The 24,220-nt window shown below is 67.1% G+C and carries 21 protein-coding genes; 13 read left to right on the forward strand and 8 right to left on the reverse strand.

The features are described 5' to 3' along the window. The first annotated feature begins 103 nt into the window (after positions 1-103). Positions 104-3,571 carry a PAS domain S-box protein gene (locus JJ918_RS04785; RefSeq protein ID WP_291883996.1) on the forward strand — a complete coding sequence of 1,156 codons (3,468 nt, stop codon included), beginning with the start codon at positions 104-106 and terminating at the stop codon, positions 3,569-3,571. Positions 3,572-3,576: 5 nt separating this feature from the next. Here the strand turns inward: JJ918_RS04785 and JJ918_RS04790 are convergent, their stop codons facing one another. Genes JJ918_RS04790 through JJ918_RS04800 form a run of 3 tightly spaced genes read right to left on the reverse strand, consistent with a single transcriptional unit; the run spans position 3,577 to position 6,970 of the window. Then, positions 3,577-4,812, reverse strand: a complete 1,236-nt coding sequence (locus tag JJ918_RS04790; protein WP_291883998.1) for an ABC transporter permease — start codon at positions 4,810-4,812, stop codon at positions 3,577-3,579. Next, positions 4,809-5,489 carry an ABC transporter ATP-binding protein gene (locus JJ918_RS04795; RefSeq protein ID WP_291884000.1) on the reverse strand — a complete coding sequence of 227 codons (681 nt, stop codon included), beginning with the start codon at positions 5,487-5,489 and terminating at the stop codon, positions 4,809-4,811. Before JJ918_RS04795 ends, JJ918_RS04790 begins: the two co-directional genes overlap by 4 nt. Beyond that, positions 5,486-6,970 carry an efflux RND transporter periplasmic adaptor subunit gene (locus JJ918_RS04800; RefSeq protein WP_291884002.1) on the reverse strand — a complete coding sequence of 495 codons (1,485 nt, stop codon included), beginning with the start codon at positions 6,968-6,970 and terminating at the stop codon, positions 5,486-5,488. Before JJ918_RS04800 ends, JJ918_RS04795 begins: the two co-directional genes overlap by 4 nt. A 166-nt stretch (positions 6,971-7,136) precedes the next feature. Between JJ918_RS04800 and JJ918_RS04805 the strand changes: the two genes are divergently transcribed. Continuing rightward, positions 7,137-7,448 carry a hypothetical protein gene (locus JJ918_RS04805; RefSeq protein ID WP_291884004.1) on the forward strand — a complete coding sequence of 104 codons (312 nt, stop codon included), beginning with the start codon at positions 7,137-7,139 and terminating at the stop codon, positions 7,446-7,448. On the opposite strand, the gene JJ918_RS04810 is transcribed toward JJ918_RS04805, so the two are convergent. Next, positions 7,423-8,364, reverse strand: coding sequence for a LysR substrate-binding domain-containing protein (locus JJ918_RS04810; RefSeq protein WP_291884007.1), 942 nt, complete (start codon positions 8,362-8,364; stop codon positions 7,423-7,425). The two genes, JJ918_RS04805 and JJ918_RS04810, sit on opposite strands and share 26 nt — an antisense overlap. 147 nt (positions 8,365-8,511) lie before the next feature. On the opposite strand from JJ918_RS04810, the gene JJ918_RS04815 reads away from it, so the two are divergent. After that, complete coding sequence (locus tag JJ918_RS04815; protein ID WP_291884010.1) at positions 8,512-9,741, forward strand: MFS transporter; 1,230 nt, start codon at positions 8,512-8,514, stop codon at positions 9,739-9,741. A 66-nt stretch (positions 9,742-9,807) separates the two neighbouring features. Then, positions 9,808-10,146: a zinc ribbon domain-containing protein YjdM gene (locus JJ918_RS04820; RefSeq protein WP_291884013.1), complete on the forward strand. Its 339-nt coding sequence runs from the start codon at positions 9,808-9,810 to the stop codon at positions 10,144-10,146. Here the strand turns inward: JJ918_RS04820 and JJ918_RS04825 are convergent. Further along, positions 10,143-11,549 carry an alginate export family protein gene (locus tag JJ918_RS04825; protein WP_291884015.1) on the reverse strand — a complete coding sequence of 469 codons (1,407 nt, stop codon included), beginning with the start codon at positions 11,547-11,549 and terminating at the stop codon, positions 10,143-10,145. The two genes, JJ918_RS04820 and JJ918_RS04825, sit on opposite strands and share 4 nt — an antisense overlap. A 55-nt stretch (positions 11,550-11,604) precedes the next feature. On the opposite strand from JJ918_RS04825, the gene JJ918_RS04830 reads away from it, so the two are divergent. Together JJ918_RS04830 and JJ918_RS04835 are read left to right on the forward strand one after the other, a co-directional pair. Beyond that, complete coding sequence (locus tag JJ918_RS04830; protein WP_291884018.1) at positions 11,605-11,961, forward strand: helix-turn-helix transcriptional regulator; 357 nt, start codon at positions 11,605-11,607, stop codon at positions 11,959-11,961. Between the two features lie 75 nt (positions 11,962-12,036). Further along, positions 12,037-12,411 (forward strand): hypothetical protein, encoded by a 375-nt coding sequence (locus tag JJ918_RS04835; RefSeq protein ID WP_291884020.1) that lies wholly within the window; start codon positions 12,037-12,039, stop codon positions 12,409-12,411. Here JJ918_RS04835 and JJ918_RS04840 read toward each other — a convergent pair whose 3' ends face one another. Beyond that, on the reverse strand, positions 12,412-13,062 hold the full coding sequence (locus JJ918_RS04840) for a glutathione S-transferase family protein (protein WP_291884021.1): 651 nt from the start codon (positions 13,060-13,062) through the stop codon (positions 12,412-12,414). It abuts the gene before it with no gap. Between the two features lie 137 nt (positions 13,063-13,199). Here JJ918_RS04840 and JJ918_RS04845 point away from each other — a divergent pair, with 137 nt between their 5' ends. From JJ918_RS04845 to JJ918_RS04870, 6 genes are all read left to right on the forward strand, one after another. Beyond that, positions 13,200-13,808 (forward strand): CGNR zinc finger domain-containing protein, encoded by a 609-nt coding sequence (locus JJ918_RS04845; RefSeq protein WP_291884023.1) that lies wholly within the window; start codon positions 13,200-13,202, stop codon positions 13,806-13,808. Positions 13,809-13,927: 119 nt separating this feature from the next. Continuing rightward, positions 13,928-16,660: a pitrilysin family protein gene (locus JJ918_RS04850; RefSeq protein WP_291884027.1), complete on the forward strand. Its 2,733-nt coding sequence runs from the start codon at positions 13,928-13,930 to the stop codon at positions 16,658-16,660. Between the two features lie 144 nt (positions 16,661-16,804). After that, positions 16,805-17,929, forward strand: coding sequence for a cytochrome c peroxidase (locus tag JJ918_RS04855; RefSeq protein ID WP_291884029.1), 1,125 nt, complete (start codon positions 16,805-16,807; stop codon positions 17,927-17,929). Positions 17,930-17,944: 15 nt separating this feature from the next. Further along, positions 17,945-18,571, forward strand: a complete 627-nt coding sequence (locus tag JJ918_RS04860) for a MotA/TolQ/ExbB proton channel family protein (protein ID WP_291884031.1) — start codon at positions 17,945-17,947, stop codon at positions 18,569-18,571. Next, the gene (locus JJ918_RS04865; RefSeq protein WP_291884033.1) at positions 18,568-19,014 is read left to right on the forward strand and encodes a biopolymer transporter ExbD; all 447 of its coding nucleotides are present in this window, start codon (positions 18,568-18,570) and stop codon (positions 19,012-19,014) included. Before JJ918_RS04860 ends, JJ918_RS04865 begins: the two co-directional genes overlap by 4 nt. Beyond that, positions 19,011-19,793: an energy transducer TonB gene (locus JJ918_RS04870; protein ID WP_291884035.1), complete on the forward strand. Its 783-nt coding sequence runs from the start codon at positions 19,011-19,013 to the stop codon at positions 19,791-19,793. The genes JJ918_RS04865 and JJ918_RS04870 overlap by 4 nt, the downstream gene beginning before the upstream one ends. 128 nt (positions 19,794-19,921) lie before the next feature. Here the strand turns inward: JJ918_RS04870 and JJ918_RS04875 are convergent, their stop codons facing one another. Continuing rightward, positions 19,922-22,441, reverse strand: a complete 2,520-nt coding sequence (locus JJ918_RS04875; protein WP_291884039.1) for a TonB-dependent siderophore receptor — start codon at positions 22,439-22,441, stop codon at positions 19,922-19,924. 159 nt (positions 22,442-22,600) lie between these two features. Here JJ918_RS04875 and JJ918_RS04880 point away from each other — a divergent pair, with 159 nt between their 5' ends. Continuing rightward, positions 22,601-23,287, forward strand: a complete 687-nt coding sequence (locus tag JJ918_RS04880; RefSeq protein ID WP_291884042.1) for a DUF4336 domain-containing protein — start codon at positions 22,601-22,603, stop codon at positions 23,285-23,287. A 15-nt stretch (positions 23,288-23,302) separates the two neighbouring features. On the opposite strand, the gene JJ918_RS04885 is transcribed toward JJ918_RS04880, so the two are convergent. After that, a complete protein-coding gene (locus JJ918_RS04885) occupies positions 23,303-24,082 on the reverse strand; it encodes an SDR family oxidoreductase (RefSeq protein WP_291884044.1) in 780 nt (259 codons plus the stop codon). Between the last annotated feature and the right edge of the window lie 138 nt (positions 24,083-24,220).

Raw genomic sequence — 24,220 nt, forward strand, 5'->3', positions numbered from 1 at the left:
CCCGCTACGGAAACCCTTCCCATGATATACGCGATTGATGCAAACTGAGACCGATGCATGGCACGATCGGGCATTTGGGACGAAGATCTGACCGGATGACAGGATGACTGCGAACGCTGCGGAAATGCTGCGCGCGCTTTATCGCGCTGCGCCGGTCGCCGTCATCATGCTCGACACCAGGGGCCGGATCGACAGCGCCAATCCCGCAGCGACGCGCCTTTTCGGACAGACCGAAGCCAGCCTCGCCGGCCAGCGCGGCGATGTGCTGTTCGCCTCGCCCCGTGATTTCGACGCCCTGGCCGAAGCCGGCTTCGGGCTGGATACAGACCGCGAGACGCACGAATTCACCGCCCGCTACCGGGCCCGCGGCGGGCGCGTTCTCGATGGCGAGACCGTTGCCAGCCGCATCGCCGGCGATGACGAAGCCTTGCTGGGCACGCTGCTGATCATTCGTGACGTTTCGGCGGAGCGTTCGCTGCAGGCACGGCTGGAAGCCAGCGACATCCAGCTTCGCGCCGCCCTGGCCTCGGCCAATGAGGGCGCCTTCTCGCTCAATCTTGCGACCGGTCTCGGCTCGTCGCGCGGCTTCATCAACGAGTTCCTGGGCATCCAGACGTCCGATGCCACGATCCGGCTGGAGCGCCTGCTGGATGTGATCGCTCCCGACATGCGCGACACGGTCGCCAGTGCGATCGGCCGGCTGTCGCGCGCGCCGGGCGAGGCCCTGCATGTCACCTTCCCGGCCACGCGGGCCGATGGCGAGCCCCGCTGGCTGGAAATGCGCGGCCGGGTATCCGAGTTCGCGCGCGACGGATCCCCGCTGCGCCTGTCCGGCGTGATCTCCGACGTCACCGAGCGCCAGTCGCTGGAGGAACAGCTGGCCGAGCGCGAACGCCAGCTGGCCAACGCCATCGATGCCGGGTCCTGCGGCGTCTGGGAGCTGGATACGGAGACGGGGCGCGTCACACTAATCGGTCCCATTCGCGACATGCTGGGCCTCGAGCCCGGCCGGACGCAGATCGATACCGCCGACTGGCTCGACCGGATCCACACCGATCAGCGTGGCAGTGTGACCGCCCAGATCGATGCGCTGGCGGCCGGGGAGTCCGACCGCATGGATGTGGAATACCAGCTGCGCGACGCCCGCACGGACAGCTGGACCTGGCTGCGCTCGCGCGGCCGACGGCTCAGCGAGGATGCCGAGGGACGCCTCGCGGCGGGCATTCTGACCGACATCAACGAGCGCAAGGTCCTGCAATCCCGTCTTGCCGCCAATGAACGCATGCTGCGCGAAGCGGTCGATTCGGCCAATGAAGGGGCCTGGAGCCTCGACGTCGAAGGCAGAACGCTCCGGGCCTCCGGCCTGCTGGCGAGTCTTCTGGGCCTGACCGGCAGCGACGAGACCGTGCCGGCACAGCGATGGGCCGATGCCATTGCACAAGACGATCTGGAAGATGGCCGCAAACGCTTCCAGCGCCTGCTGCAGGTTCGCCGGCACTCACCATCCGGACCGCCAAGTTCGCGAACCTGGGAGTTCCGCATGCAGGGCCGTGACGGCGAGCTGCTCTGGCTGCGGGCCGGCGGGCAGATCGTCGGCTGGACCGCCGAAGGCAGCCCGGCCCGTATCGCCGGCACCGTGATCAACATCACCGAGGAGCGCCGACTGCGCGACGAGCTAGACCAGAGCGAGGCACGCCTGCGCGAGGCACTCGCCGGCGCACGCGAAGGCGCCTGGCATTTCGATCTCCAGACACGGGTCGGCGAGGTCACCGGGATCATTTCGGAAATGATGGGCCTGCCGCCGCGCGACGCCCGCATCACCTATGACGACTGGGCCGCCCGGATTCACCCCGACGACGCGGACGAAGCCCGGCATATCGTCGATTCGATGGCGGACGGCGAAACCGCGTCCATCGACACGGTCGTGCGCTACCGGTCCGAAGCGGACGGCTGGATCCACATTCACGTCCGCGGGCGCGTCTCCCGGCATGACGAAGATGGCGCGCCGCGCGTCGCCGACGGTTTCATTACCGATATTTCCGAACGCGTGCGCACCGAACGCCGGCTCAGCCAGCGAGAACAGCAGCTCGCCGAAGCGGTGGACGCGGCATCGGTGGGACTGTGGCGCATCGAGACCGAAAGCCAGACCGTCACGCTCCAGGGCACCATTGTCGCAGAACTCATCGCCGATGAAACCGAAGCCACGCTCGCCCTGGAAGACTGGTTCTCACGGCTGCACCCGGATCATCTTCCGGCGGTCGACATGGCCCGCCAGGCCTTCCGGGATCCGAACCACGGCGCGGTCGATGCCGAGCACCGCGTGCGCGACCGCAATGGCGACTGGACCTGGTACCGCTCGACCGGCAGCGTCGTCGAACGCGATGCGGACGGACTGCCGCGTGTCATCAGCGGCGTGATCTGGAATATCGATGCGGCGCACCGGGCCGAGGCGGAGCTCGCAGACCGCCAGATGCGGTTCGAGCGCATTTTCCGCGCCACGCCGGCGATGATGCACACGATCGACGGCAATGGTTTTATCGTCGAGGTCAGCGATTACTGGCTTGCCCATCTGGGCTATCGGCGGGAAGACGTGATCGGCCGCAGGTCGATCGACTTTCTGGATGCCGAGTCGCGCAAACGGGCCGTGGAAACCAACCTGCCCAACCTCTTCAGCACAGGCTCCAACACCAACGTCCCCTATCGCTTCCTGCGGTCTGACGGCAGCACGATCGACGTGCTGCTCTCATCCTTCCTGGAACGCGACGGCGACGGACAGCCGCTGCGCAGCTATGCGACGCTGACCGATGTGACGGCCCTGCGCGAGGCCAATCTGCTTCTGGAACGCTCCAATCGCGAGCTCGACCAGTTTGCCACCGTCGCCTCGCACGACCTGCAGGAACCGCTGCGCAAGATCGCCGCCTTCTCCAGCCTGGTCCGCCGCCGCTATGGCGAACGCCTCGACGAGGACGGGCGACGCAATCTGGAATTCCTGGTCGATGCCGCCCACCGGATGCAGCGCCTGATCGACGACCTCCTGACCTATTCGCGCCTGGCCAGCCAGCCTTTCGAATATCAGCCCGTCGACCTGACCGGCCCTGTGGCCCAGGCCCTGGAAAACCTCGACGCCTCGGTGTCGGAGAATCATGCCCGCATCGAGATCGGCGACATGCCGACCGTGCGGGCGGACCCCGTGATCCTGACGCAGATTTTCCAGAACCTGATCGGCAACGCGCTGAAATACCGCAGCTTTGCCACACCGGAAGTCGACATCAGCGCGCGCCGGGATGGCGATCGCTGGATCATTGCCGTCAGCGATAACGGCATCGGTCTGGACATCAAGTTTGCCGAAAAGATCTTCGCGCCCTTCCAGCGCCTCCATTCGCACGAGGCCTATCCGGGCACGGGGATCGGGCTGGCGATGGTGCGTCAGGCCGTGGAGCGTCATGGCGGCGAGATCTGGGTGAAGAGCGCGCCGGGCAGCGGCGCGACCTTCTATTTCACCCTGCCCGCCGACCGGTCCATGCCGGCGCCGAAGCAGGAAACAGCCAGTCTCGATAACGCTGCCAAATAAGCCGGTTATTCGAACCGCAGCGCCTCGATCGGATCGAGACGCGAGGCGCGGTGTGCCGGGTAGAAGCCGAAGAAAACCCCGACGAGCGCCGACGCACCGATGGCAATCGCAACGATCAGCGGATTGATGGCGATCTCCAGCTCGCCGACCTCGGCATAGACGAGCGTGCCGCCGACGCCGACCACAAGTCCGGCCAGACCGCCGATCAGGCACAGAACGATGCTCTCGATCAGGAACTGGTTGCGCACATCGCGCCGCCGCGCACCGACGGCCAGGCGCAGGCCGATCTCGCGCGTGCGCTCGGTCACCGAGACCAGCATGATGTTCATGATGCCGATACCGCCGACCAGCAGCACGATCCCCGCCCCCACGGCGAGCAGCAGGCCCAGCTGGCTCTCGGTCTCGTTCTGGGCGCGGATGAATTCGGCCAGATTGCCGACGAAGAAATTGTCTTCCGCACCGGGCTGGATATCCCGCCGGATCCGCAGCATATCCTGGATATCCTCGATGACGCGCGCATTGTTCTCGCCCGGAGCGATATCGACGAACACCGTCTGCACGCCGTCGCGCTGGGTGACACGCACGCCGGCGCCGAAGCGCTGGCGGATCGTGTTGAGCGGCGCGAAGATCACATCGTCCTGGTCCTGGCCCCAATTATTGTCGCCGCGCTCCATGACGGTGCCGATCACCTCGAAGGGCTGGCCGCCGATGCGCAGGGACTGGCCGATCGGACTGGCGCCATCGAACAGTTCGGAAATGATGGTCTGGCCGACGATCGCATAACGCCGGCCGGCCGCTTCCTCGGCGGCCGAAAAACTGCGTCCCTGATCGATCTCCCAGCCGCGCGCCGACAGATAGTCGGGATTCATGCCGACAATACGCGTCGTCCAGTTGGCGCCGCCGAACACGACGGCCGACGAGGTCGTCACTTCGCCGGAGGCGCCCGCGACACCGGCAATCTGCGTGCGCAGGGCTTCCACATCGCCGTCGGTCAGCGGATCGGCCGTACCGGCCCCGCCGCGCCGTCCGCCGAACATGCTGGAGCCGGGCCGGATGATCAGCAGGTTGGCGCCGAAACTGGCGATCTGTTCCTCGACGGCCTGCTTGGTGCCTTCGCTGATCGAGACCAGTACGATGACCGAGGCGACGCCGATCACGACGCCCAGCATGGCCAGCGCGCTACGCAGGGCGTTCACGCGGAGCGCGATCAGGGCGATGCGCAGGGAGGCGGCGAGATTCATTGGCGGTCCTCCACGATCCGGCCGTCCCGGAACACGATCTGGCGCCGCGCGTGATCAGCGACTTCCTGTTCGTGGGTCACGACGATGATGGTGATCCCCTCGCGATTGAGCTGGTCGAAGATCGCCATGATGTCGTCCGAAGTTCGCGAGTCGAGCGCGCCCGTGGGCTCGTCGGCCAGCAGGATTTTCGGATCGTTGACGAGACCGCGGGCAATCGCCACGCGCTGCTGCTGACCGCCGGACAGCTGGTTGGGCTGGTGGTCCGAGCGGTCGCCCAGCCCCACCTGTTCCAGCCGCGCCATCGCCCGCTTGCGCCGTTCCGCGGCGGGCACCCCGGCATAGACCAGCGGCAGGGCGGCATTTTCCAGCGCCGAGGTGCGCGAGAGCAGGTTGAACTGCTGAAAGACGAAGCCGATCGTCCGGTTGCGGAAGGCGGCGAGCCGGTCGGCATCCAGCGCCAGAAGGTCTTCGCCCGCAATGTGCAGCGAGCCGGAGTCCGGCCGGTCCAGCGCGCCCAGCATGTTCATGAAGGTCGACTTGCCGGATCCCGATGCCCCCGTGACGGCGACATACTCGCCGGCCTCGATATCGACACTGACCCCGTCCAGCGCCCGCACGGTCTGGTCGCCCATCGTGTAGACGCGGACAAGGTCGCGGCAGGCGATCAATGCGCTCATTCGCGCACCTCGCGGGCGCGGGTCACCACGGCCTCGCCGGCTTCCAGACGGCCGCCGACCACTTCGCTTTTCTGGCTGTCGGAAATACCGACGCGGATCGGCCGCTCGACCAGCGTGCCGTCCGCCTCCTCGACCCAGACCGTCGCCGAGCGGGTCTCGCGCATCTGGCGCTGGAAGGCGCGATAGCGTTCCAGCTGGTCTTCATCGAGCAGCGGGCGGATCTCGCGATCGATCTCGGCCTGCAGGGCTTCGCGATCGAACTCGCCACCGGCCTGGGCCTGGCTCATCGCCCGCCCCATGGCGGCGCGGAAAATGCCCCGGATCTGGTCCTGCTGGGCGGCATCCAGACCGACCGCCTCGCTGAGACGCGTCATGGGATCATTGCCGCCGCCCGGACCGCCGGGACCGCCCCGGCCGCCGCCTTGCGGGCCACCACCGCCTTCGCCCAGCGGCTGTGTCCGCCCCTCCAGTGCCGGCGAGGGCCGGAAGCGCAGGGCCGCGTTGGACACGGTGAGAACGCCGGTGCGCTCGCCGGTGATGATATCCATGTTCGCCGTCATGCCCGGCAGCAGCAGCTCGTCCGGGTTCGCGGCCAGAACGACGACTGTGTAGGTGACGACATTGTTCAGGGTTTCCGGCGCCAGGCGGATCTGGTCGACCACGCCTTCCATCTCGGTGTCCGGATGCGCATCCACCGTGAAGCGCACCGGCTGGCCGGCGCGGATCTGGCCGATATCGGCCTCGTCGATCTGGGCGTCAATCTGCACCTGTCCCAGATCCTGGGCGATGGTGAACAGCACGGGCGCCGTCATGCTCGCCGCGACGGTCTGGCCGACATCGACGGCACGGTCGACGACAATGCCATTGATCGGCGCGCGGATCGTCGTGCGCTCGAGATCGATACGGGCACTGGCCAGCGAGGCATCGCGCTGGGCCAGCACAGCCTGGGCATTGGCGATCTGGGCGCGCGCCACCTCGACATCGGCCTGGGCCGCGTCGAGCGCGGTCTGGGCAGTGTCCAGCGAAGTCTGGGCCACCGTGCCGCGCTCGCGCAGCGTTGCCATGCGGTCGAATTCCAGCTGGGCCTCGCGCAGCGTGGCCTGGGCCCGGGCGAGCGAGGCGCGCTGCAATTGCAGGCTCGCCGCCGCTGTCGCACGCGCGGCCTCGGCTTCGGTAACACGGGTCTCATAGGTCTGCGGGTCGAGCCGGGCGATGACCTGGCCTTCCTCGACCTCATCGTTGAAATCGACATGCAGTTCGGCGATCTGGCCGGACAATTGCGATCCGACCTCGACCGTTACCAGCGCGCTGACAGCGCCGGACGCCGCCACGATACGGCGCACATCGGCCGGGGCCGCTGCCTCGGTCTCGATTGTCACCTCGCCGCTGCCGCCCTCGCCGCGGCCGAACATCCACCAGCCGCCGCCGGCGATGACGACAAGTGCTACCGCCCCGGCAATCCAACGCCTGTTGTCGAGCATTCCGTACCCCTTCACGATCCGGCCTGTGCGGCCCCGCCACCCCTGCGGACGGTGCAACGCAGCACGACGGATATTCCGTCGCGGCAGATGCAGATCATCGCATGTAGCTCACGGGCGGGGGAAAGGCTATGACAGGACGTATCGAGTTCAGCGGAAGGCACCGCGCGTGGAGGAAATCGAGTTCCTGCTGTCCGTCCCGGGCATGCCGCTGGCCTTGCGCCTCGCACCGCTGGTCGCCGTGGTCGTGTGGATCTTCATCACCGTCAATCTCTGGCGCGGCGGGTTCACCGACCTCACCGAACGCCTCAGCCGGCCGCGCTGGGCCGGGCCGGAACGCGCCCGCGCCGTGATGATGATCCCGCTGCGCGCGCTCATGCTGGCCGGCGTCGCAGGCTTCGCCGCCGTGATGACCGTGCTGGGCCTGCTGTTCAACGCCGCCGTGATCCTGAACATCATCCAGGCTGTGCGCGGGCTCTGAGCGCGGGCGGAGGTCCGGCGCACCGGCGCCCTTCCCCGACCAGCCAGTCCCCGAAGGCCTCAGCGGCCGCATGCGGCTGCCCGGCCGGCCGGATATAGACATAGGCCAGACCGGTATCGGCCAGCCCCAGCGGCGCGACCAGCTGGCCGTCCGCCAGATCGTCCTGCACCAGGCTCCAGCCGCCGATCGCCACGCCCAGCCCGGCCGAGGCCGCCGCGAGCATGTAGAAGGTGTGATCGAAAAAGGTGCCGGCATGGCCGTCCGATGGCGGCCAGCCGGTGCGCGCCTCCCATTCCGCCCAGCCTTCCGGATAGGTGCGCGTGTGAAGGCGGGTCAGCCCGTCCAGGCCCGCGCCTGCCGCGTGCTCTGCCCACACGGACGGTGCGACGACCGGGCCCTGATAGTCCGGCAGGAAAGCGGTGACCTCTGGTCCGGCGACACGGGCCGCGCTCTGCATGCGGATCGCGGCATCATAGCCGCCGGTGCGGAAATCGACCGGCGCATGCGACTCGCTGACTTCCACCGCGATCTGCGGATGGTCGCGATAAAAGCGCGGCAGGCGCGGGATCAGCCAGCGCATGGCAAATGTCCCCAGACAGGAGACACGCAGGACCGACTGGGCCGCGCGCGCACGGCGCGGCAATCCGGCCTGGATATCGTCAAACGCCCGGTCCAGCACATCGGCGAGCTGGCGGCCCGCCGGGGTCAGGCGGAGATCGGTCCTCGGCCCCTCGACCAGCGACACGCCGAGCCAGTCCTGCAGCGCCCGGACCTGCCGGCTCACCGCGCCATGGGTGACGCACAGCTCGTCGGCCGCGCGCAGCATGCGGCCATGCCGGGCAAAGGCCTCGAAGGCCCGCAGCGCGCTGAAAGGCGGCAAGTCGCGGCGTTTGTCCATCGGGTTCCAGGCCGTCATCTATGTGCGTCAGGATCGGACAAACGGTGCCCTGTCTCTGCTCACAAGAGCAGTATGTGATCTGAACTCACATCAAAAGGAAATAGTATCGCTTGTTTCCACTGCCCGGGTGGCGATGCTCCGGCGCCGTGACGCCAAGGAGACGCCATGCCCCGGATCGCCGCTTCCCCGCTGCTTCAGGCCTGCCTGCTGGGCGTGACCCAGATCGTCGGCTTCGGCTCGACCCTCTACCTGCTGACGGTGCTGGCGGCACCAATCGGCAATGCGATGGGCTGGCCGCTGGCCTGGGTGTCCGGCGGCATGTCGGCCGGGATCGTCACCTCCGCCCTGGTCGCACCGCATGTCGGACGCCTGATCGCCCGCGAGGGCGGCCGCCGGGTCCTGATGACGGGATCGCTGCTGCTGGCCGCCGGTCTGGCGACTATCGGCCTGGCCTGGCACTACGCCATCTACCTGATCGGCTGGAGCCTGGTCGGCCTGGGCATGGCGTGCAGCCTCTATGATGCGGTGTTCAGCACGCTGGGCCGGGCCCATGGCCACAAGGCGCGGCGCCTGATCTCCACCGTCGCCCTGTGGGGCGGGTTTGCCAGCACCGTGTTCTGGACACTCAGCGGCGTGCTGGTCGAGGCGGCCGGCTGGCGCGTCACCTGCCTGGTCTATGCAGCAGCCCAGATCGCGATCTGCCTGCCGCTGTTCTTTTTCGCCGCACCCGCAGGCCTGGCCGAGGCCGCACCGGCAGATCCGGACCGCAAGGCGCGTCCCCATCCCGTTGCCCGCACCGTGCATACGCTGGAACCGGCCCGCACCCTGTCGGCGATCCTCTTCATCGCGGAAGTCCTGGTGGCGTCGATCATCGCCGTCCATCTGGTCAATCTGCTGGCGCGCATGGATGTCGGACTGACCGCCGCAGTGGCGCTCGGCGCCTTTATCGGCCCGGCCCAGGTCGCCGGCCGCGCGGTCGAGATGACTCTGGGCCAGCGGCTGCACCCGGCGATGACGGTGATCCTCGCCATCGGCGCGATCATCACCGGGCTGGGCCTGCTCACGATCGATGCGCCCGCTGTCCGGATGCTGGCCGCGATCGTCTATGGCGCGGGGATCGGTGTGCTCTCCATCGCCCGCGGCACGCTGCCGCTTGCGCTGTTCGGGCCGGTCCGCCAGCCCGTCGTGACGGGCCAGATCGCGCGGCCGATCATGCTGGTCCAGGCGGTCTCGCCGGTCGCCGGCGCCTTCGCGATCACCCGGCTGCCGCCGGAAGCCGTGCTCTGGCTGCTCGCCGCCATTGCCGGTATCGCCCTTGCGGCCGGCCTGCTTCTGCGCCGGATCTGCCTGGCGCAACCGGACCCGGCCGCACTGCCGGACAGTCAAAGCACCTGACAGATCGACAATCCGGGTCCGCAGGCGTATCTGCCAAGCGGCAATCCGGCCTGAAGGAAACCTGTCATGAGCGAGCTCCCGCCCTGTCCCGAATGCGGCTCGGCCTTCACCTATGAGGACGGTGCACTGCTCGTCTGCCCCGAATGCGCCCATGAATGGACGGCCGGTGCGGCACCGGTGGCGGCAAGCGGCCCGGTCTGGCGCGACGCCAACGGCACCGAGCTGGCCGACGGCGATACGGTCACCGTGATCAAGGACCTCAAGATCAAGGGCACGTCCCAGGTCGTGAAAGTCGGAACCAAGGTGAAGAATATCCGCCTGGTCGAAGGCGATCACGATATCGACTGCCGCATCGACGGCGTCGGCCAGATGGGGCTGAGAAGCGAGTTCGTGAAGAAGGTCTAGAAGCTCAGCGTCACCTGTCCGTAGCCGAACAGGGTGGTATCCGTGCCCGGCCCGCCAGGGACATTGTCCGGAAACGCGCCGGCCAGGAAAGCCGACGCACCGATCTCGAATTCCAGCCCTTCAGGGCCGGGCCGGTAGCGGGCGCGCCCGTCGATCGCGTGTCCGAGAAAGCGGCCGGACTGGCCGGACGGGTCGCGCAGCCCGGCAATCACCCAGCTGTCAGTCGCACTGGCCAGGGATGCCGCCGACCAGGCGATGCGCGCATCCCAGCGCGCCCCGGGCACGACGTCCAGCCGCAGGCCCGGCGCGCTGAGATTGGCCGGGGTCAGCGGTCCGTGCAGGCTGGTATTGTTCAGATCCGTGCGCCGCGAACCGAACAGCCGCTCATACTGGTCGAACCGCCCGTCATCGGGCTTCTCGTCGCCGCTTGCCCAGTAGTATTCCGCCGCCAGCCGGGGCTGCCAGGGCAGATCGAATGTGTATCCGACCGCCGCAAACAGCATGGTGGCGCTGACATCCAGGTTTTCCGTGTCTGTAGCCGCCCGGCTGGCCCGGCGGCGGCCCAGACGCCAGGCGCCTTCCACATCGACATCCCAGCGGCCGGCCTGCGGTGCCCGATAGGCCCGCACGCCGGAGGTCACATACTGCCGGTTCGGCGTGGGCGTATCGGCGGTGTCGCGCTCCGTCAGCCCGTAGACGAAGACCTCGCCGGTCAGACCATCGGCGAGTGCCGGCGCCACATCCTTGCGCCGGTAGTGGACGGCCCAGATGCGCCGGTTCCACTCCTCTTCATCGCCGGACATGCGGTTGTCCGCGATCTCGGCCCGGTCGCCGGGCCGGCGGGAGACCGGGACCACCGCCACCAGGTGCAGTTCGTCGCCGCGGGCATTGTCCGCACGGTAGTGAAAACCGGTATAGCTCTTGATCACATTGGCATAGCTGATGCGCTCGATCTGCCGTTTCGAGCCGATGCTCACCGTCTGCCGGCCCACCGTCAGTGTTGCCGATCCGTCCGCACCGAGAAGCGAGGGCAGATCGGCGCGGACGTAGAGCTGCAGCACGTCCAGCGGATTGACATAACTCGTGCTCAGCGGCGTGCCGCTGTCATCCAGCCAGGCGCGGCTGTCCTGCAGTTCCAGACCGAAAGTGACCGGCTGCATCTCGTATTCGGCGAGCAGAAGATTGCGCATAAACAGCGCCTGGTCGCCGCCGGAACCGCCGGCGCGGAACTGGCCGTCCAGCGTTTCGTAGCGCAGGCGCGTTTCCCCCGACACCGACAGGCGCGGCGGCGGCACGTCCTGGGCCGGTGCGCCGGCGCTGACGATCGTGGCCGACACAAGGGCGGCAGCGAAAGAGGCAGAACGCAGAAGGCGCGATTGGCCATGGCAGCGCGGCGCATGCATGATAGGTCTCCGAAACGATGCCCGCCCCGCCTATACGATACGGTTCAATTGTTCAATGACCATTGAAATGAATGACAACCCGGCCGATGACGAAGCCGCCGCCCGCCTGTCCGCACTCGGCCATCCGACCCGGCTGCGCGTCTTCCGCACGCTGATCGCAGCAGGCCCCGACGGCATGCCGGCCGGCGAACTGGCTGCGCGCGTCGGGGTGGCAAAGAACAATCTGTCCTCGCATCTCAACGTGCTCCGGCAGGGTGGGCTGATCGTCATGCGACCGTCAGGCCGGTCCCGCATCTATGCCGTCGACCTCGACACGATCGCCGCCACGATCGGCTATCTCGTTTCCGACTGCTGCCAGGGCCATCCCGAAGTGTGTGAAGCCCTGTCGCCCGGCATGGAGCGCGCCTGTTGATTCAATAGTACATGAACTATTGAATTATTGGACTGACAGGATCATACTCCTCGGACACACAACCGGGAGGTCATCATGGGCATTGCAACACTGAACAGCATTCTGGCGGCGACGCTCGCAGCCGCGGTCCAGACAGGTATCGAACCGTCGGATGTCAGCATCCGCATCATCGGTTCCGGCACGCTGGACTGCACGTTCCAGACCGCGGACGGTGAGATCAGCCGGCAGGAACGGGCGCGCCGGTCCGGCAGTTTCGAGACCGTCCGCGCAAGCGACGCGCTGTCGGGCCAGTGCACCTACAGCGTTCCGGAGAACCGCGACCTGCTCATCCGCATCATGGAAGCGGGACAATTTGCCTGCCCGTTCGAGCCGGGCATCACCCCCGAAGAATGCTCGGTCACGTTCAATGGCGAAACAGGCGGCACGTTCGACCTGACCCCGGCGGGATAATCAGCCGGCCATCTCGTCCGGGAAATTGCGGGTCCAGACATCGCCGAAACGGTCATGCGCCCGCACGGCACGGCCGATCGCGGCGAGGCGCGGGGCCTCGGTGTCGAACCAGTCGCGGCCGGGACGCCAGAACGTCATCGCGCCGAGATAGATGTCGACCGCGGTCAGACGTCCGCCAAGGAACCAGGGACCGGCCGCCCGGCTGCTGGACGCCTGCTGTTCGAGAATGCGGTAGAGCCGCTTGCCATAGGCATCGACCGTCTCGCGGAAACCGGCCTGGCCCTCCGGCACCGGCACGAAACGCGCCGGCACATCGCCATAGGTATAGGTCGGGTAGACATTGGCGACCAGGAAGACGAGGGCGTTGAGAAAGTCCGCCCGCTCGTGCGCATCCGGGCCGGGGACGAGCGAGGTCTCGGCGGCCAGGTCTGCCAGGTGCAGCGTGATCGCCGCGCTCTCGGTCATCACCGTGCCGTCATCGAGCACCAGGGTCGGGATCTGGGCCAGCGGATTGATGCCCTCCAGCGCATCCCGCGCGCCGTCGTCGGCGAACAGGTCGCCGACCGGCTCGAGTGTGTGCGCCAGCCCGTACCAGGCCAGCTGCGCCTCGGCGATCACCGATCCCCAGCCTGCGCGTGCATAGAGTTTCATCATCCTCTCCCGTCTCCATTCACCGGTCGCGCTGTCTCCGGTCTGGCGGCGAGCGCGACTAACTGGTAAAAACTAGTTTGGAGATTATCAATGAGTCAACTTGTAAAACGCATTTTATCGGTTAGACGGGTTTTGCCGTGACCGATTTCGGGCCGGAACACTTCATCGGCGGCCGCTTGTGTATCGACTTCTGCAACACGGCAGACGGCCGCGAGACACGCTTTGCCGATACGCTGGTCGAACCGGCGGATGCGGTGCGCTGGATGACGGCGTCGGGCCATTGGCCTGACGGCGAGGTTGCGGCACTGGACGCATACCTCGCCGACGGCAGCGCCTGGCCCCGCTTCCACGCGACCGCCCATGATCTGCGCGAAGCGATCTATCATGCCCTGACCAGCCGGATGCGGGACGGCCAGCCGGCCGCAAAGGCACTCGCCGGCCTTGCCGGGCACTATCGCGCCATGGCCGGGCAGGCCGCCCTCATCACGGACGCCGGTGGCCAGACACAGCTGGACTGGTCCGGCGCAGATGCCGCCACGCGCCTGCTTGCGCCCATCGTGATGGATGCGGTGGCACTGCTGGGCGAAGACAATGCCGTGCGGCTGAAACAGTGCGATGGCGAGCGCTGCGGCTGGCTCTTCCTCGACACCTCCAAGGCCGGGCGCCGCCGCTGGTGCGACATGGCGACCTGCGGCAATGTCTCGAAAGCCCGCCGCCACGCGGCCCGGAAGCAGCCGGCGCGTTAGTTCCAGGCGGCCTCCGGCGGCGCCGGAAACCGAACATTACGGGAATTTTACTTAACCGGGTGGTGTCCGGCGTTGCACTTTGCGACCATAAATCCTGCATCACAGGTTAGGGGTACACCATGAAACGACTACTCACGGCTGCGCTCGCTGCGGCCGTCTCGCTTGGCGGTCTGGCCCATGCCCAGACGCCCGAGATCGACATTCCTTACGAAAGCTTCGAGCTCGAGAACGGCCTGACGGTCGTCGTCCACGAGGACCGTAAGGCGCCGATCGTCGCCGTGTCCATCTGGTATGGCGTCGGTTCCGCCGACGAACCGGCCGGCCGCACGGGCTTCGCCCACCTGTTCGAACACCTGATGTTCAACGGGTCGGAAAATTACAATGACGATTATTTCGGTCCGTTCGAACAGGTCGGCGCGACCGGCATGAACGGCACCACCTGGTTCGACCGCACCAATTATTTCCAGACCGTGCCGACGCCGGCCCTGGAAATGGCACTGTGGATGGAATCCGACCGGATGACCCACCTCTTGGGCGCCATCGACCAGGAACGCCTCGACGAGCAGCGCGGCGTTGTGCAGAACGAGAAGCGCCAGGGCGACAACCAGCCTTACGGCCTGGTGGAATACTCCCAGCTGCGCGCACTCTTCCCGGAAGGCCACCCGTACGCCCACTCCACGATCGGCTCGATGGAAGACCTCGACGCCGCCTCGCTGGAAGACGTGCAGGACTGGTTCCGCCAGTATTACGGCGCCTCCAACGCGGTTCTGGTGCTCGCCGGCGACATTGACGCCGAAGAAGCCCGCCCGCTGGTGCAGCGCTATTTCGGCGACGCGCCGGTCGGCCCGCCGGTCACCCGCATGGACCAGTGGATCCCGGAACGCGACCGCAACACGACCGAGACGATGTATGATGACGTGCCGCAGGCGCGCATCTACCGCACCTGGGTTGTGCCGGGCCGCATCACCGAGGAACGTGCCCAGCTGGAACTGTTCGCCACCGTCCTGGGCGGCGGCCGCACCTCGCGCCTCTATCGCGACTTCGTCTTCGACCGCCAGGTCGCAACCCGCGCCGTGGCCTATGTCGAGGAACACCAGCTCGCCAGCCAGTTCCACATCGAGGTCACCCTCAATCCGGGTGAAGATCCCGACGCCGCTTCGGCCCGTATCGACGAGATCGTCGCCGAACTGCTGGCCGAAGGCCCGACCGACGACGAGCTGGCCGCTGCGCGTACGCGCATCAACGCCTCCACCATTCGCGGTCTGGAACAGATCGGCGGATTCGGCGGCAAGGCCGTCACGCTTGCCGAAGGCCAGCTCTATGCCGGCGATCCGGCGTTCTGGCGCACCCTGCTGGACCGTCTGAACACAGCCAGCGCCGAGGCGATCACCGCCACGGCAAACGAGTGGCTGTCCACCGGCTATCACGAGATCACCGTCCTGCCCTTCGGCGAATTCCAGAGCGTCGCCACCGACGCTGACCGTTCGGCCCTGCCGTCGGTCACGGAAACGCCGGAACTGGTCTGGCCGGCCGTCGAGACGGCCGAGCTGTCCAATGGCATGGATATCGTCTTCGTGCGCCGCGACGCCGTTCCGGTCGTGGAAATGCAGATGGTGTTCGATGCCGGCTATGCCGCCGACAGCGTCGAAGGCGGTCAGACGGGTCTCGCCAGCTTCACCATGAACATGCTGGACGAAGGTGCCGGCCGCATGGATGCGCTGGAAATTGCCGCCGAGGCCGAACGCCTGGGCGCCAACCTGTCCACCGGTGCCGGTCTCGACCAGTCCACGGTGACGCTCTCGGCCCTGCGCTCCAACCTGCGCGACTCGCTCGATCTGATGGCGACCGTGATCACCGATCCGACCTTCGCCGATGACGATATCGACCGGATCCGCGAGCAGACGCTGAACGGCATCCGTCAGGAGATGGCCAATCCGATTGCCATCGCCCTGCGCATGCTGCCGCCGGAAATGTATGGCGAAGGCCATGCCTATTCGGTGCCGTTCACGGGTTCGGGCACGATGGAAAACGTGACGGGCTTCACCCGTGACGATCTCGTCGCGCACCACCGCACCTGGATGCGTCCGGACAATGCGACCCTGTTCATCGTCGGCGACACGACGCTGGACGAGATCACGCCGATGCTGGAACGGGCCTTCCGCCGCTGGGATGCGCCGAGCACCCCGCTGCCGCAGAAGAACATGGCCCGCGCCGAGAATGCGGACAGCGCTCGCGTGATCATCGTCGATCGCCCGAACTCGCCGCAATCGCTCATCCTGGCCGGTCTGATCGGTCCGGAAGGCACGGTGGAAAATCCGGAAGTCTATTCCGCGATGAATGACGCCATCGGCGGCTCCTTCTCGGCGCGCGTCAACATGAACCTGCGTGAAGACAAGGGCTGGTCCTACGGTGCCCAGACCCTGCTCTGGGGCGCCCGCGGACAGCGTCCGTGGATCGTCTATGCGCCGGTCCAGACCGACCGCACGGCGGACAGCCTTGCCGAACTGCTGCGGGAGTTCAACGAGTTCACCTCCACCAACCCGGCCACGGCCGAGGAGCTGGAGCGCTCGATCAACAACTCCACCCGCTCCCTGCCCGGTCAGTTCGAGACCGCCGCCGCCGTCCGCGGCAGCCTCGTCTCGAGCCAGAATTACGGCCGTGACTGGGACTATCCGGCGAGCCTGACCGAGCGCTATCGCTCGCTCGACCTCAACGAGGTCCGGGCCGCGGCGCAGGAAGTGGTGCACCCCGAACAGCTGGTCTGGCTGATCGTGGGCGATGCCGCCCAGATCGAGGAGAGCATCCGCGCCCTCGACATGGGTGAAATCGAAGTGCGCCAGCTGGGCCAGTAAGGCCGGCCAGCCGGCCGCAAGGCCGCAGGCGAAACAGGATCGGGCGCCGGAGACATCTCCGGCGCCCGTTTCTTTTTGCCGCAGGGTCAGCAGCGCCTGAATCCGCTATTGCAATTCACTCGCATAAGCGGATAGAGCAAGCGCATGGGCCCGATTTCCCGATATACCGGCATGGCCGCACTGATGGCTGCAGCCATCGCACTGCCTGTCCTGCTGTCGCTGCCGGCCGGCGAGGCGGCAACGCCGGAACCGGCTGCGTGCGGCGCGCAGTCCTGTCCGGCCGGTGCCAGACTGCGTGCGGTCTATCAGGGCGAACCGGACAGCTGGCCGCCAGCCCATATCGACGAGGACATCGATTATGTCGAGCTGGGCGCTCTGCCCGAACCGGGTCCGGCACCGGACCCGGCACTGGCGGCCCTCGGCGAGCAGCTGTTCCACGACCCCGCACTCAGCGCCTCGGGCCAGATCAGCTGCGCCAATTGCCACAGTCCGGAACTGGGTTTCACCGACCGGCTGCGCACCTCGTTCGGCCATGACCGCGCCCGCGGCCGCCGCAACGCGCCCACCCTGCTCGACAAGGCCGGCCAGACCTCCTTCATGTGGGACGGTTCGGCCGGCAGCCTCGCCGAACAGGCCGTAATGCCCATTCTCAATCCCGAGGAGATGGCAGCCGACGCGTTCGAGCTGATGAACCGGCTCAATGCCGATACCGGCTATCGCGACGCCTTTGCGACAAGCTTCGGCCAGGACACCGTCACGCTGGCCATGGTCGGCGAGGCGCTGGCCGCCTTCGAGGCGACACTGCACCGCACGACATCCTTCGACCGCTTCATGCGCGGCGATCACGACCGGCTCAGCGACCAGCAGATTCTCGGCCTGCACCTGTTCCGCACGACGGCGCGATGCGCCAATTGCCACATGGGCCCGCGGCTGACCGACGATGAATTCCACAATATCGGCCTGACCTATTACGGCCGCCAGTACGAGGATCTGGGCCGCTATACTGTCACCGGCGATCCCGCCGATGTCGGCGCTTTCCGCACGCCCAGCCTGCGTCATGTCGGCGAGACCGGGCCCTATATGCACAACGGCCTCTTCCCGCATTTGCGGGGCGTCGTGAACATCTATGCGGCCGGCGGACCCCGTCCGCGGCCCCGGCCGGACCAGGCCGGCGACCCGCTCTTCCCCAAGACCAGCGATCTGCTGCACCGGCTCGACCTCACACCCGAGGAGCGCGACGCGCTGGTCGCCTTCCTGGAAACCCTCTGACCGGACGCACGCCCCATGTTTCGCGACGCCCTCGCCAGCCACAGCCTGACCGTCTGGACCCTGCTGCCCCTCGCGATCTGCTCGATCGTCGCCCTTGCGGTCATTCTCGACCGGCTGATCGCGGCCGGCGCGACGCGGCGCGTCCCCGCCGCAGCCCGCAGACAGTTCGACAACGCCATTGCGCGCGGCGATATCGATGCCGCCACCGATATCCTGGCCCGCGCCCGGCCCTTCTTCGCCCCCGCCATCGACAGCGTCATCGCCATGCGGGCGGCGCCAAAAGCCCTGCGCGACGAAGCGGCCAGCCAGGCCCTTCGCGACGCGGCGCGCGGTCTCGACCGCCGCCGCAGCGCGCTTGTAACGATTGCTGCGCTGGCGCCCATGCTGGGCCTTCTGGGCACGGTGACCGGGATGATGGAAGCCTTCCGCGCGCTGGAAGCGCATCAGGGCCCCGTCGATCCGTCGATCGTCGCCGGCGGGCTCTGGCAGGCGATGATCACCACAGCCGCGGGCCTCGCCATCGCCCTGCCCTGCCTGCTGGCCAGCGCCTGGCTGAAATCCTGGTCGGCCGAGCGCGTCCGCCAGGCCGGCTCGCTCCTGACACGCCTGTCCATCGCCATGGAAACGGAGCGGTCGGCATGATTTCCGCCGGACCTGACGCGGACGAAGACGGGACGGGCGAGACCGGGGCGGCCGAAACCGGCGCCGTCCTGACGCCGCTGGTCGATGTCGTCTTCATGCTGGTCGCCTTCCTGCTGCTCACCGCCAACAGCGCCCAGCTGGCGCTGGATGTCGACCTGCCGCTGACCGATGGCGCCCGCGCCAGCGCGGCCGAGCGCCCGGTCGCCATGCTGGGCGTCACGGAGGCGGGATGGGTGCTTGATGACACCCCGCTGGCCGGACAGGCCGAGACCGAACAGGCCGTGCGGGCCTGGCTCGCCGGCGAACCGGACGGGCTGGTCGTCATCGCGGTGGACCGGGCCCTGCCCGCCCAGCGGCTGATCGACACATTCGACCTCCTGCGCAGCGCCGGCGCGCAGCATGTCGAGATCGCGGCGGAGAACGACGGAGCGGCGGGCCGGTGAGCGCGCGCACCGGCCTCGCCTCGCTGGTCGCGCTGTCGGCGGCCCTGCACGGTCTGGCCGGCGCGGGTGCCTGGGCCGGATGGACGTTGTTTAATGCCTCGACATCCGAGACCGAGGCAGCCTCCCTGCGCATCGCGCTGGGCACGCGGGGCGCCGCGGCCGGCGCACAGCCCGCCGAACGGGCCGAACCGGCGCCGGAACCTGTCGCGGCGCCGGCAACCACAACACCATCTCCCGCCCCGCCCGAACCCGCGCCCCGTGCACGTCCTGAGCCTGCGCAACGCCCCGCTCCAGCCGCGGAGCCCCAATCCCCCCCGGAGCCGGCAATCGAGCCGGCCGCCCCGTCACAAGCCGTGACAGCGGACACGGCCGCCATGGCGCCGCAGACAGCCGGTTCGGCCGGCATTTCGGGTTCACAGGACCGGCCCGACGCGGCCCAGACGTCCCGGGCCGATGACGCGCCGGGATTTGCCGGCAGCCTGCAGTATGACGGCCTTGTCCTGGCGGCCCTGGAACGCGCCAAACGCTATCCCGCCATGGCCCGGCAACGGGGCCGCGAAGGGGTGACGGGGATCGTGTTCGAGATCGACCGGCAGGGCCGGGTTCTCGACGTCCGGATCGCCGCACCGTCCGGATCGCGCAGCCTCGACCGGGCCGCCCTGGAACAGGTCCACCGAGCCGCGCCCTTCCCGGCCGCGCCCGCCGGATCGGACTGGCCCAGCCGCCGTTTTGCCACCGAGATCCGGTTTTCGCTTAGCGAACAGAGCGTGATCAGGTGAAGTGGAAACCGGTTCACCGGTTCGATCACGCGACCGCCCAGGATACTGTCCCATTAAAAGCCCGGACGCGGCGACGCGCCCGGGCTCCCCCAGCCCTCCGGGCTGCGGAGGGATATCTGTCGGCCGGATCAGTAGGTGTAGTTCACACCCAGCCAGACACTGCGGCCGCGCTGCCAGGGATCGTCGGCGGTGAAGCTGGTGTGCGGCAACTCGTTGAACAGGTTGGAAATGCGCACTTCCAGCCCGAGCCGGCCGTAACCGGTCTGCGGGAAGAGATAGTCGATATTCAGATCGGTCTCGAGATAGGGATCGCGGGTCACAACGTCATAGACATCGTAGCGCGTACCGTCCCGCGTCTCGTTGATGCCGGTATCGGCGAGCGTGTCGTACTCGCCGCGCCAGTTGAGCCACAGCGTGGTGGTCAGCGCATCGTTGAACCAGTGCGACACCAGGCTGGCATTGGCCGTGAAGGGCGTCGCGAAATTGCTCTGGTTGGCGATCGCCTGCAGCTCGGCCAGCGAGATGATCGCATCATTGTAGATGACCAGATCGCCCAGCATGTCCTCATAGTCGAGCTGGTCGAAATAGTCGGAGAAGAATTCCGCATTGTTCCGGGTCTCCGACCAGTTGGCATTGAAGGTGATGGCATGGTTGCGCCAGCTGGCCGACCATTCCGCCGAGGCGCCGATATAGTCGGTCTTGCCCTCATTGGTCGGGTAGTAGACGGAGCGCGTATAGGGCGCGCCGTCCTCATCGGACTCTTCCACCGAGACACGCGGCTGGCCGATGATTTGGTCGCGGTGCCAGCGCTGGACCGCCTTGACCCGCCCGACACCGATCCAGGCCGGGAAGGTGAGCGCCAGCGTGGCTTCATCACTGTAGGGCGTGGACAGGCCGGCCTGACGATATCGGGCCGGGCGTGTCAGCCGGTACACTTCCCAGTCGTCGGGGCTGAAGACAATATCGCTTCCCGAGACCGTCGCATCCCGGCGATAGATCACAAGGTCGGGATAGTGCTCGCGGATGGCATAGCCGACGAAGTCACCGGCATAATAGCGGTTGAGACCGCCGGTGAGCGTCCAGTCCTCACGGAACTCCCAGACCGCGGTCAGGCGTCCGGCAACGTCGTGATTGTCCAGGAAGTCGTCATGCGTCCAGCGCAGGCCCGAGCGCAGGGTCAGCGGACCGAAGCTGCGCTCGTCCTCGATCCAGGCGGATGTCTGGTTCAACTCCACAGTGGCGTCGAACTGCGACAGCTCGATACGCTGGCGCAGCGCTACCTCACCGTCGATACAGGCGACATCGTCCGGATCGGCACAGACCGTGTTGGCGTCCACCCCGCTGCTCATCGTGTAGTAGAACACGTCTTCCAGCCGCGCCTTGTGCGCCTCGGTGTGCGAGAACTCGCCGCCTCCGCTCAGCGTGCCGCCCAGGAAGGGCCGCGTGAAGTCCGCCTCGAACTGCAGGTCGCGCTGGTATTGCTCCAGATCGCCAAAGCCCCCGCGCGAACAGGACGTACGTCCGGTGCAGTAATCGACACTCGGCGCCGCCGTCGGGAAATTGGTGTGGGTCGGCGGTGCGTCGCGGCTCATATCGGCATCGAGATAGGCCACACTCACCGACCAGTCGGTCTCGCCCGTCGCACCGGCCAGCTCGGAGCGCAGGGTCAGCCCGCCGCCCTGGGAGACGGTGAGGCTGTCTGCCGAGTTGCTTTGCGAGAACTCGCTCTCATAGGGGCTGTAGGTGATGCTGGAGGTCAGGCTGAGCGTGCCGGAAAAATCATAGACGCCCTTGACCAGGACATTGTCCGAGGTCGAGCGGGAGCCGCGATAGCCGCCGCCGAAGTCCTCGTCGACGGCGTAGTCGACCCGCGAGGTCGACCGGCCCAGCCCGACCAGCAGCGAGAAATTCTCCGTCACGGGCATGTCGACCGTGCCGTGCAGGCGCCAGCGTTCGAAGGTCGGCGGCGTGTCGGCCCCTTCCGCATCGACACTGTCGTCATAGATGTATTCGACGAAACCGTCGTTCTCGTAGCCGAAGGTCAGCGTGGCGGCATAGTCGTCGCCGGGATCGCGGACATCCACCTCCACGACACCGCCGGAGAAGTCGCCATAGCGGGCGGAGACATTGGAATCGCGCACCGTCAACGCGCCGATCAGCGCCGGATCGATGAAGACAGACTGATTTCCCGCCCCGACGGTCTCGTTCATGTCGTTCACGGTGGTGCTGGTCGTGTCCATGATGTTGGTCACGCGCACACCGTCCAGCCGGAACAGGTTTTCGAAGGGCCGGCCGCCGGCGATCGAGATGTCGGAGGGCCGCAGGTCCTGCAGGTCGGCGCGGTCGACGGACTCATAGTCGGCATCGAAACGGATGTTCGGGATGAGACGCAGCATGTCCATCGGATCGCCGGACCCGTTCTGGTGTGCCTGGATGGCTTCCTCGCCAACCGTCGATGCGCCGCTGTCGACCGGATCATAGCCGGTATAGGCCGGCGCCGGCGCTCGCGTTTCCACCACATCGACCGGCGCCAGCTGCACCGTGTCTTCGTCCTGCGCCCGCCCGGCCGCAGCGTTTTCCTGCGCCAGGACCGGTACCGGCATGGCGGTAAGCGCGGCGATCAGCGCCGCCCGTGAAATCGTTTTCATGACTATGCCCCAACTTGCGAATGAGTTGCATCACTATTGCGACGCATTTTCATTTGCAAGTGACAAACTGTACCGGCTGCAGCTGGCTACCCCCGGGATTGCGGGTGGATACCGGCGCGCGCAGACGGCAATATGCTGTGCTGCACAAGGGGTGACATCATGATCGAGGCGTTCGCCGACGGGCTGTGGCTGGCAGACGGACCCGTAGTCCAGGGGGCCGGCGGCTTCCGCTATCCCACACGCATGGCGCTGGTCCGGCTGGCCGATGGCGGATTATTCGTCTGGTCGCCGGTCGCGCTTGACGCCACGCTGCGGGCCGAAGTGGATGCGCTCGGCCCGGTGACGCACATCGTGGCGCCGAATTCCCTGCACCATGTTTTCGTCGCCGACTGGGCGGCCGCCTGGCCGGAGGCCCGGGTACATGCGGCGCCGGGGCTGGAGACGGTCCGGCCCGACCTCACCTTTCACGCCACGCTGGACGACACGCCCGATCCGGCCTGGGCCGGCACGCTCGACCAGGTCGTCATGCGCGGCAATGCGATCACCACGGAAGTTGTGTTCTTTCACCGGCCCAGCGGCACGGTGATCGTGACCGATCTCATCCAGCATCTGCCCGATGACTGGTTTTCCGGCTGGCGCAGGCTGATCGCGAAATGGGACCGGATGACCGGGCCCGAGCCCGCCGTGCCGCGCAAATTCCGCCTCGCCTTCACCGGCCGCAAGGCGGCCCGCGCCGCGCGCGACCGCCTTCTGGCCTGGCCGGCCGAAAAGCTGGTGATGGCCCATGGCGCCCCGGTCACCGAAGACGCCGCCGGCCTCCTCCGCCGGGCATTTTCCTGGCTCTGAGCGGAACCCGGAGCCCTACGAGCCGCCGCGGGTATGGGCGACGCCGCCATCGACGATCAGGGTCGAGCCGACGACATAATCGCCCGCCCGCGACGCCAGGAAGATCGCCGCGCCCGCCATGTCCTCCGGCGTGCCGATCCGGCCGGACGGCACATAATTGGAAACGAGATCGGCATGATCGCGCGCCGCCTTGTTCATCGAGGAGGCAAAGGCGCCCGGCGCGATGGCCGTCACCACCACGTTCGACTTCACCAGTTCCAGCGCCATGCGCTTGGTCAGATGGATCAGGCCGGACTTGGAGGCGGCGTAGGAATAGGTCTCCATCATGTTGACCGACAGGCCGTCGATGGAGGCGATATTGATCACCTTGGAGGGGCGTTCCGGCGAGGCCTTGGCCTTCAACGCGCCGAACAGGGCCTGGGTCAGGAAGAAGGGGGATTTCACGTTGAGATCCATCACCTTGTCCCAGCCGCTCTCGGGAAATTCCTCGAAAGGCGCACCCCAGGCGGCACCGGCATTATTGACCAGGATGTCCAGCGAGCTCTCGTGCTCGAGATACTGTTTCGCCAGCGCCTGCGCGCCGTCCGCGCCCGACACATCGGCCGGCAGGGCGATACACGTGCCCAGTTCGGACAGGCGCTCCGCCGTCGCCAGGCAGTCCGGCGCCTTGCGCGAGGAGATATAGACTTTCGCCCCGGCCCGCACATAGCCCTCGGCAATCATCTCGCCGATCCCGCGCGACCCGCCGGTAATCAGCGCCGTGCGCCCTTCAAGGGAAAACAGAGTATCGAGCATGGGGACCTCCCGCTTTGGATTATTGTGTTGCGGGAAGAGTTAGCGGGTGGTGGCGAAACTGTCGAGGGGGCGGTATGGAGATGGCGCTGTCTTGCCCACATGAGGCTGTCTCATCCCGGCCGTCACCCTGACACCCGC

Source organism: Maricaulis sp., from assembly GCF_017642925.1.
GTDB lineage: Bacteria > Pseudomonadota > Alphaproteobacteria > Caulobacterales > Maricaulaceae > Maricaulis.

Coding starts and splice junctions, on each gene's coding strand:
- JJ918_RS04785 (WP_291883996.1), top strand. CDS start 104: ATGACTGCGAACGCTGCGGAAATGCTGCGCGCGCTTTATCGCGCTGCG.
- JJ918_RS04790 (WP_291883998.1), bottom strand. CDS start 4,812: ATGAATCTCGCCGCCTCCCTGCGCATCGCCCTGATCGCGCTCCGCGTG.
- JJ918_RS04795 (WP_291884000.1), bottom strand. CDS start 5,489: ATGAGCGCATTGATCGCCTGCCGCGACCTTGTCCGCGTCTACACGATG.
- JJ918_RS04800 (WP_291884002.1), bottom strand. CDS start 6,970: ATGCTCGACAACAGGCGTTGGATTGCCGGGGCGGTAGCACTTGTCGTC.
- JJ918_RS04810 (WP_291884007.1), bottom strand. CDS start 8,364: ATGACGGCCTGGAACCCGATGGACAAACGCCGCGACTTGCCGCCTTTC.
- JJ918_RS04815 (WP_291884010.1), top strand. CDS start 8,512: ATGCCCCGGATCGCCGCTTCCCCGCTGCTTCAGGCCTGCCTGCTGGGC.
- JJ918_RS04820 (WP_291884013.1), top strand. CDS start 9,808: ATGAGCGAGCTCCCGCCCTGTCCCGAATGCGGCTCGGCCTTCACCTAT.
- JJ918_RS04825 (WP_291884015.1), bottom strand. CDS start 11,549: ATGCATGCGCCGCGCTGCCATGGCCAATCGCGCCTTCTGCGTTCTGCC.
- JJ918_RS04830 (WP_291884018.1), top strand. CDS start 11,605: ATGACCATTGAAATGAATGACAACCCGGCCGATGACGAAGCCGCCGCC.
- JJ918_RS04835 (WP_291884020.1), top strand. CDS start 12,037: ATGGGCATTGCAACACTGAACAGCATTCTGGCGGCGACGCTCGCAGCC.
- JJ918_RS04840 (WP_291884021.1), bottom strand. CDS start 13,062: ATGAAACTCTATGCACGCGCAGGCTGGGGATCGGTGATCGCCGAGGCG.
- JJ918_RS04850 (WP_291884027.1), top strand. CDS start 13,928: ATGAAACGACTACTCACGGCTGCGCTCGCTGCGGCCGTCTCGCTTGGC.
- JJ918_RS04855 (WP_291884029.1), top strand. CDS start 16,805: ATGGGCCCGATTTCCCGATATACCGGCATGGCCGCACTGATGGCTGCA.
- JJ918_RS04860 (WP_291884031.1), top strand. CDS start 17,945: ATGTTTCGCGACGCCCTCGCCAGCCACAGCCTGACCGTCTGGACCCTG.
- JJ918_RS04865 (WP_291884033.1), top strand. CDS start 18,568: ATGATTTCCGCCGGACCTGACGCGGACGAAGACGGGACGGGCGAGACC.
- JJ918_RS04875 (WP_291884039.1), bottom strand. CDS start 22,441: ATGAAAACGATTTCACGGGCGGCGCTGATCGCCGCGCTTACCGCCATG.
- JJ918_RS04880 (WP_291884042.1), top strand. CDS start 22,601: ATGATCGAGGCGTTCGCCGACGGGCTGTGGCTGGCAGACGGACCCGTA.
- JJ918_RS04885 (WP_291884044.1), bottom strand. CDS start 24,082: ATGCTCGATACTCTGTTTTCCCTTGAAGGGCGCACGGCGCTGATTACC.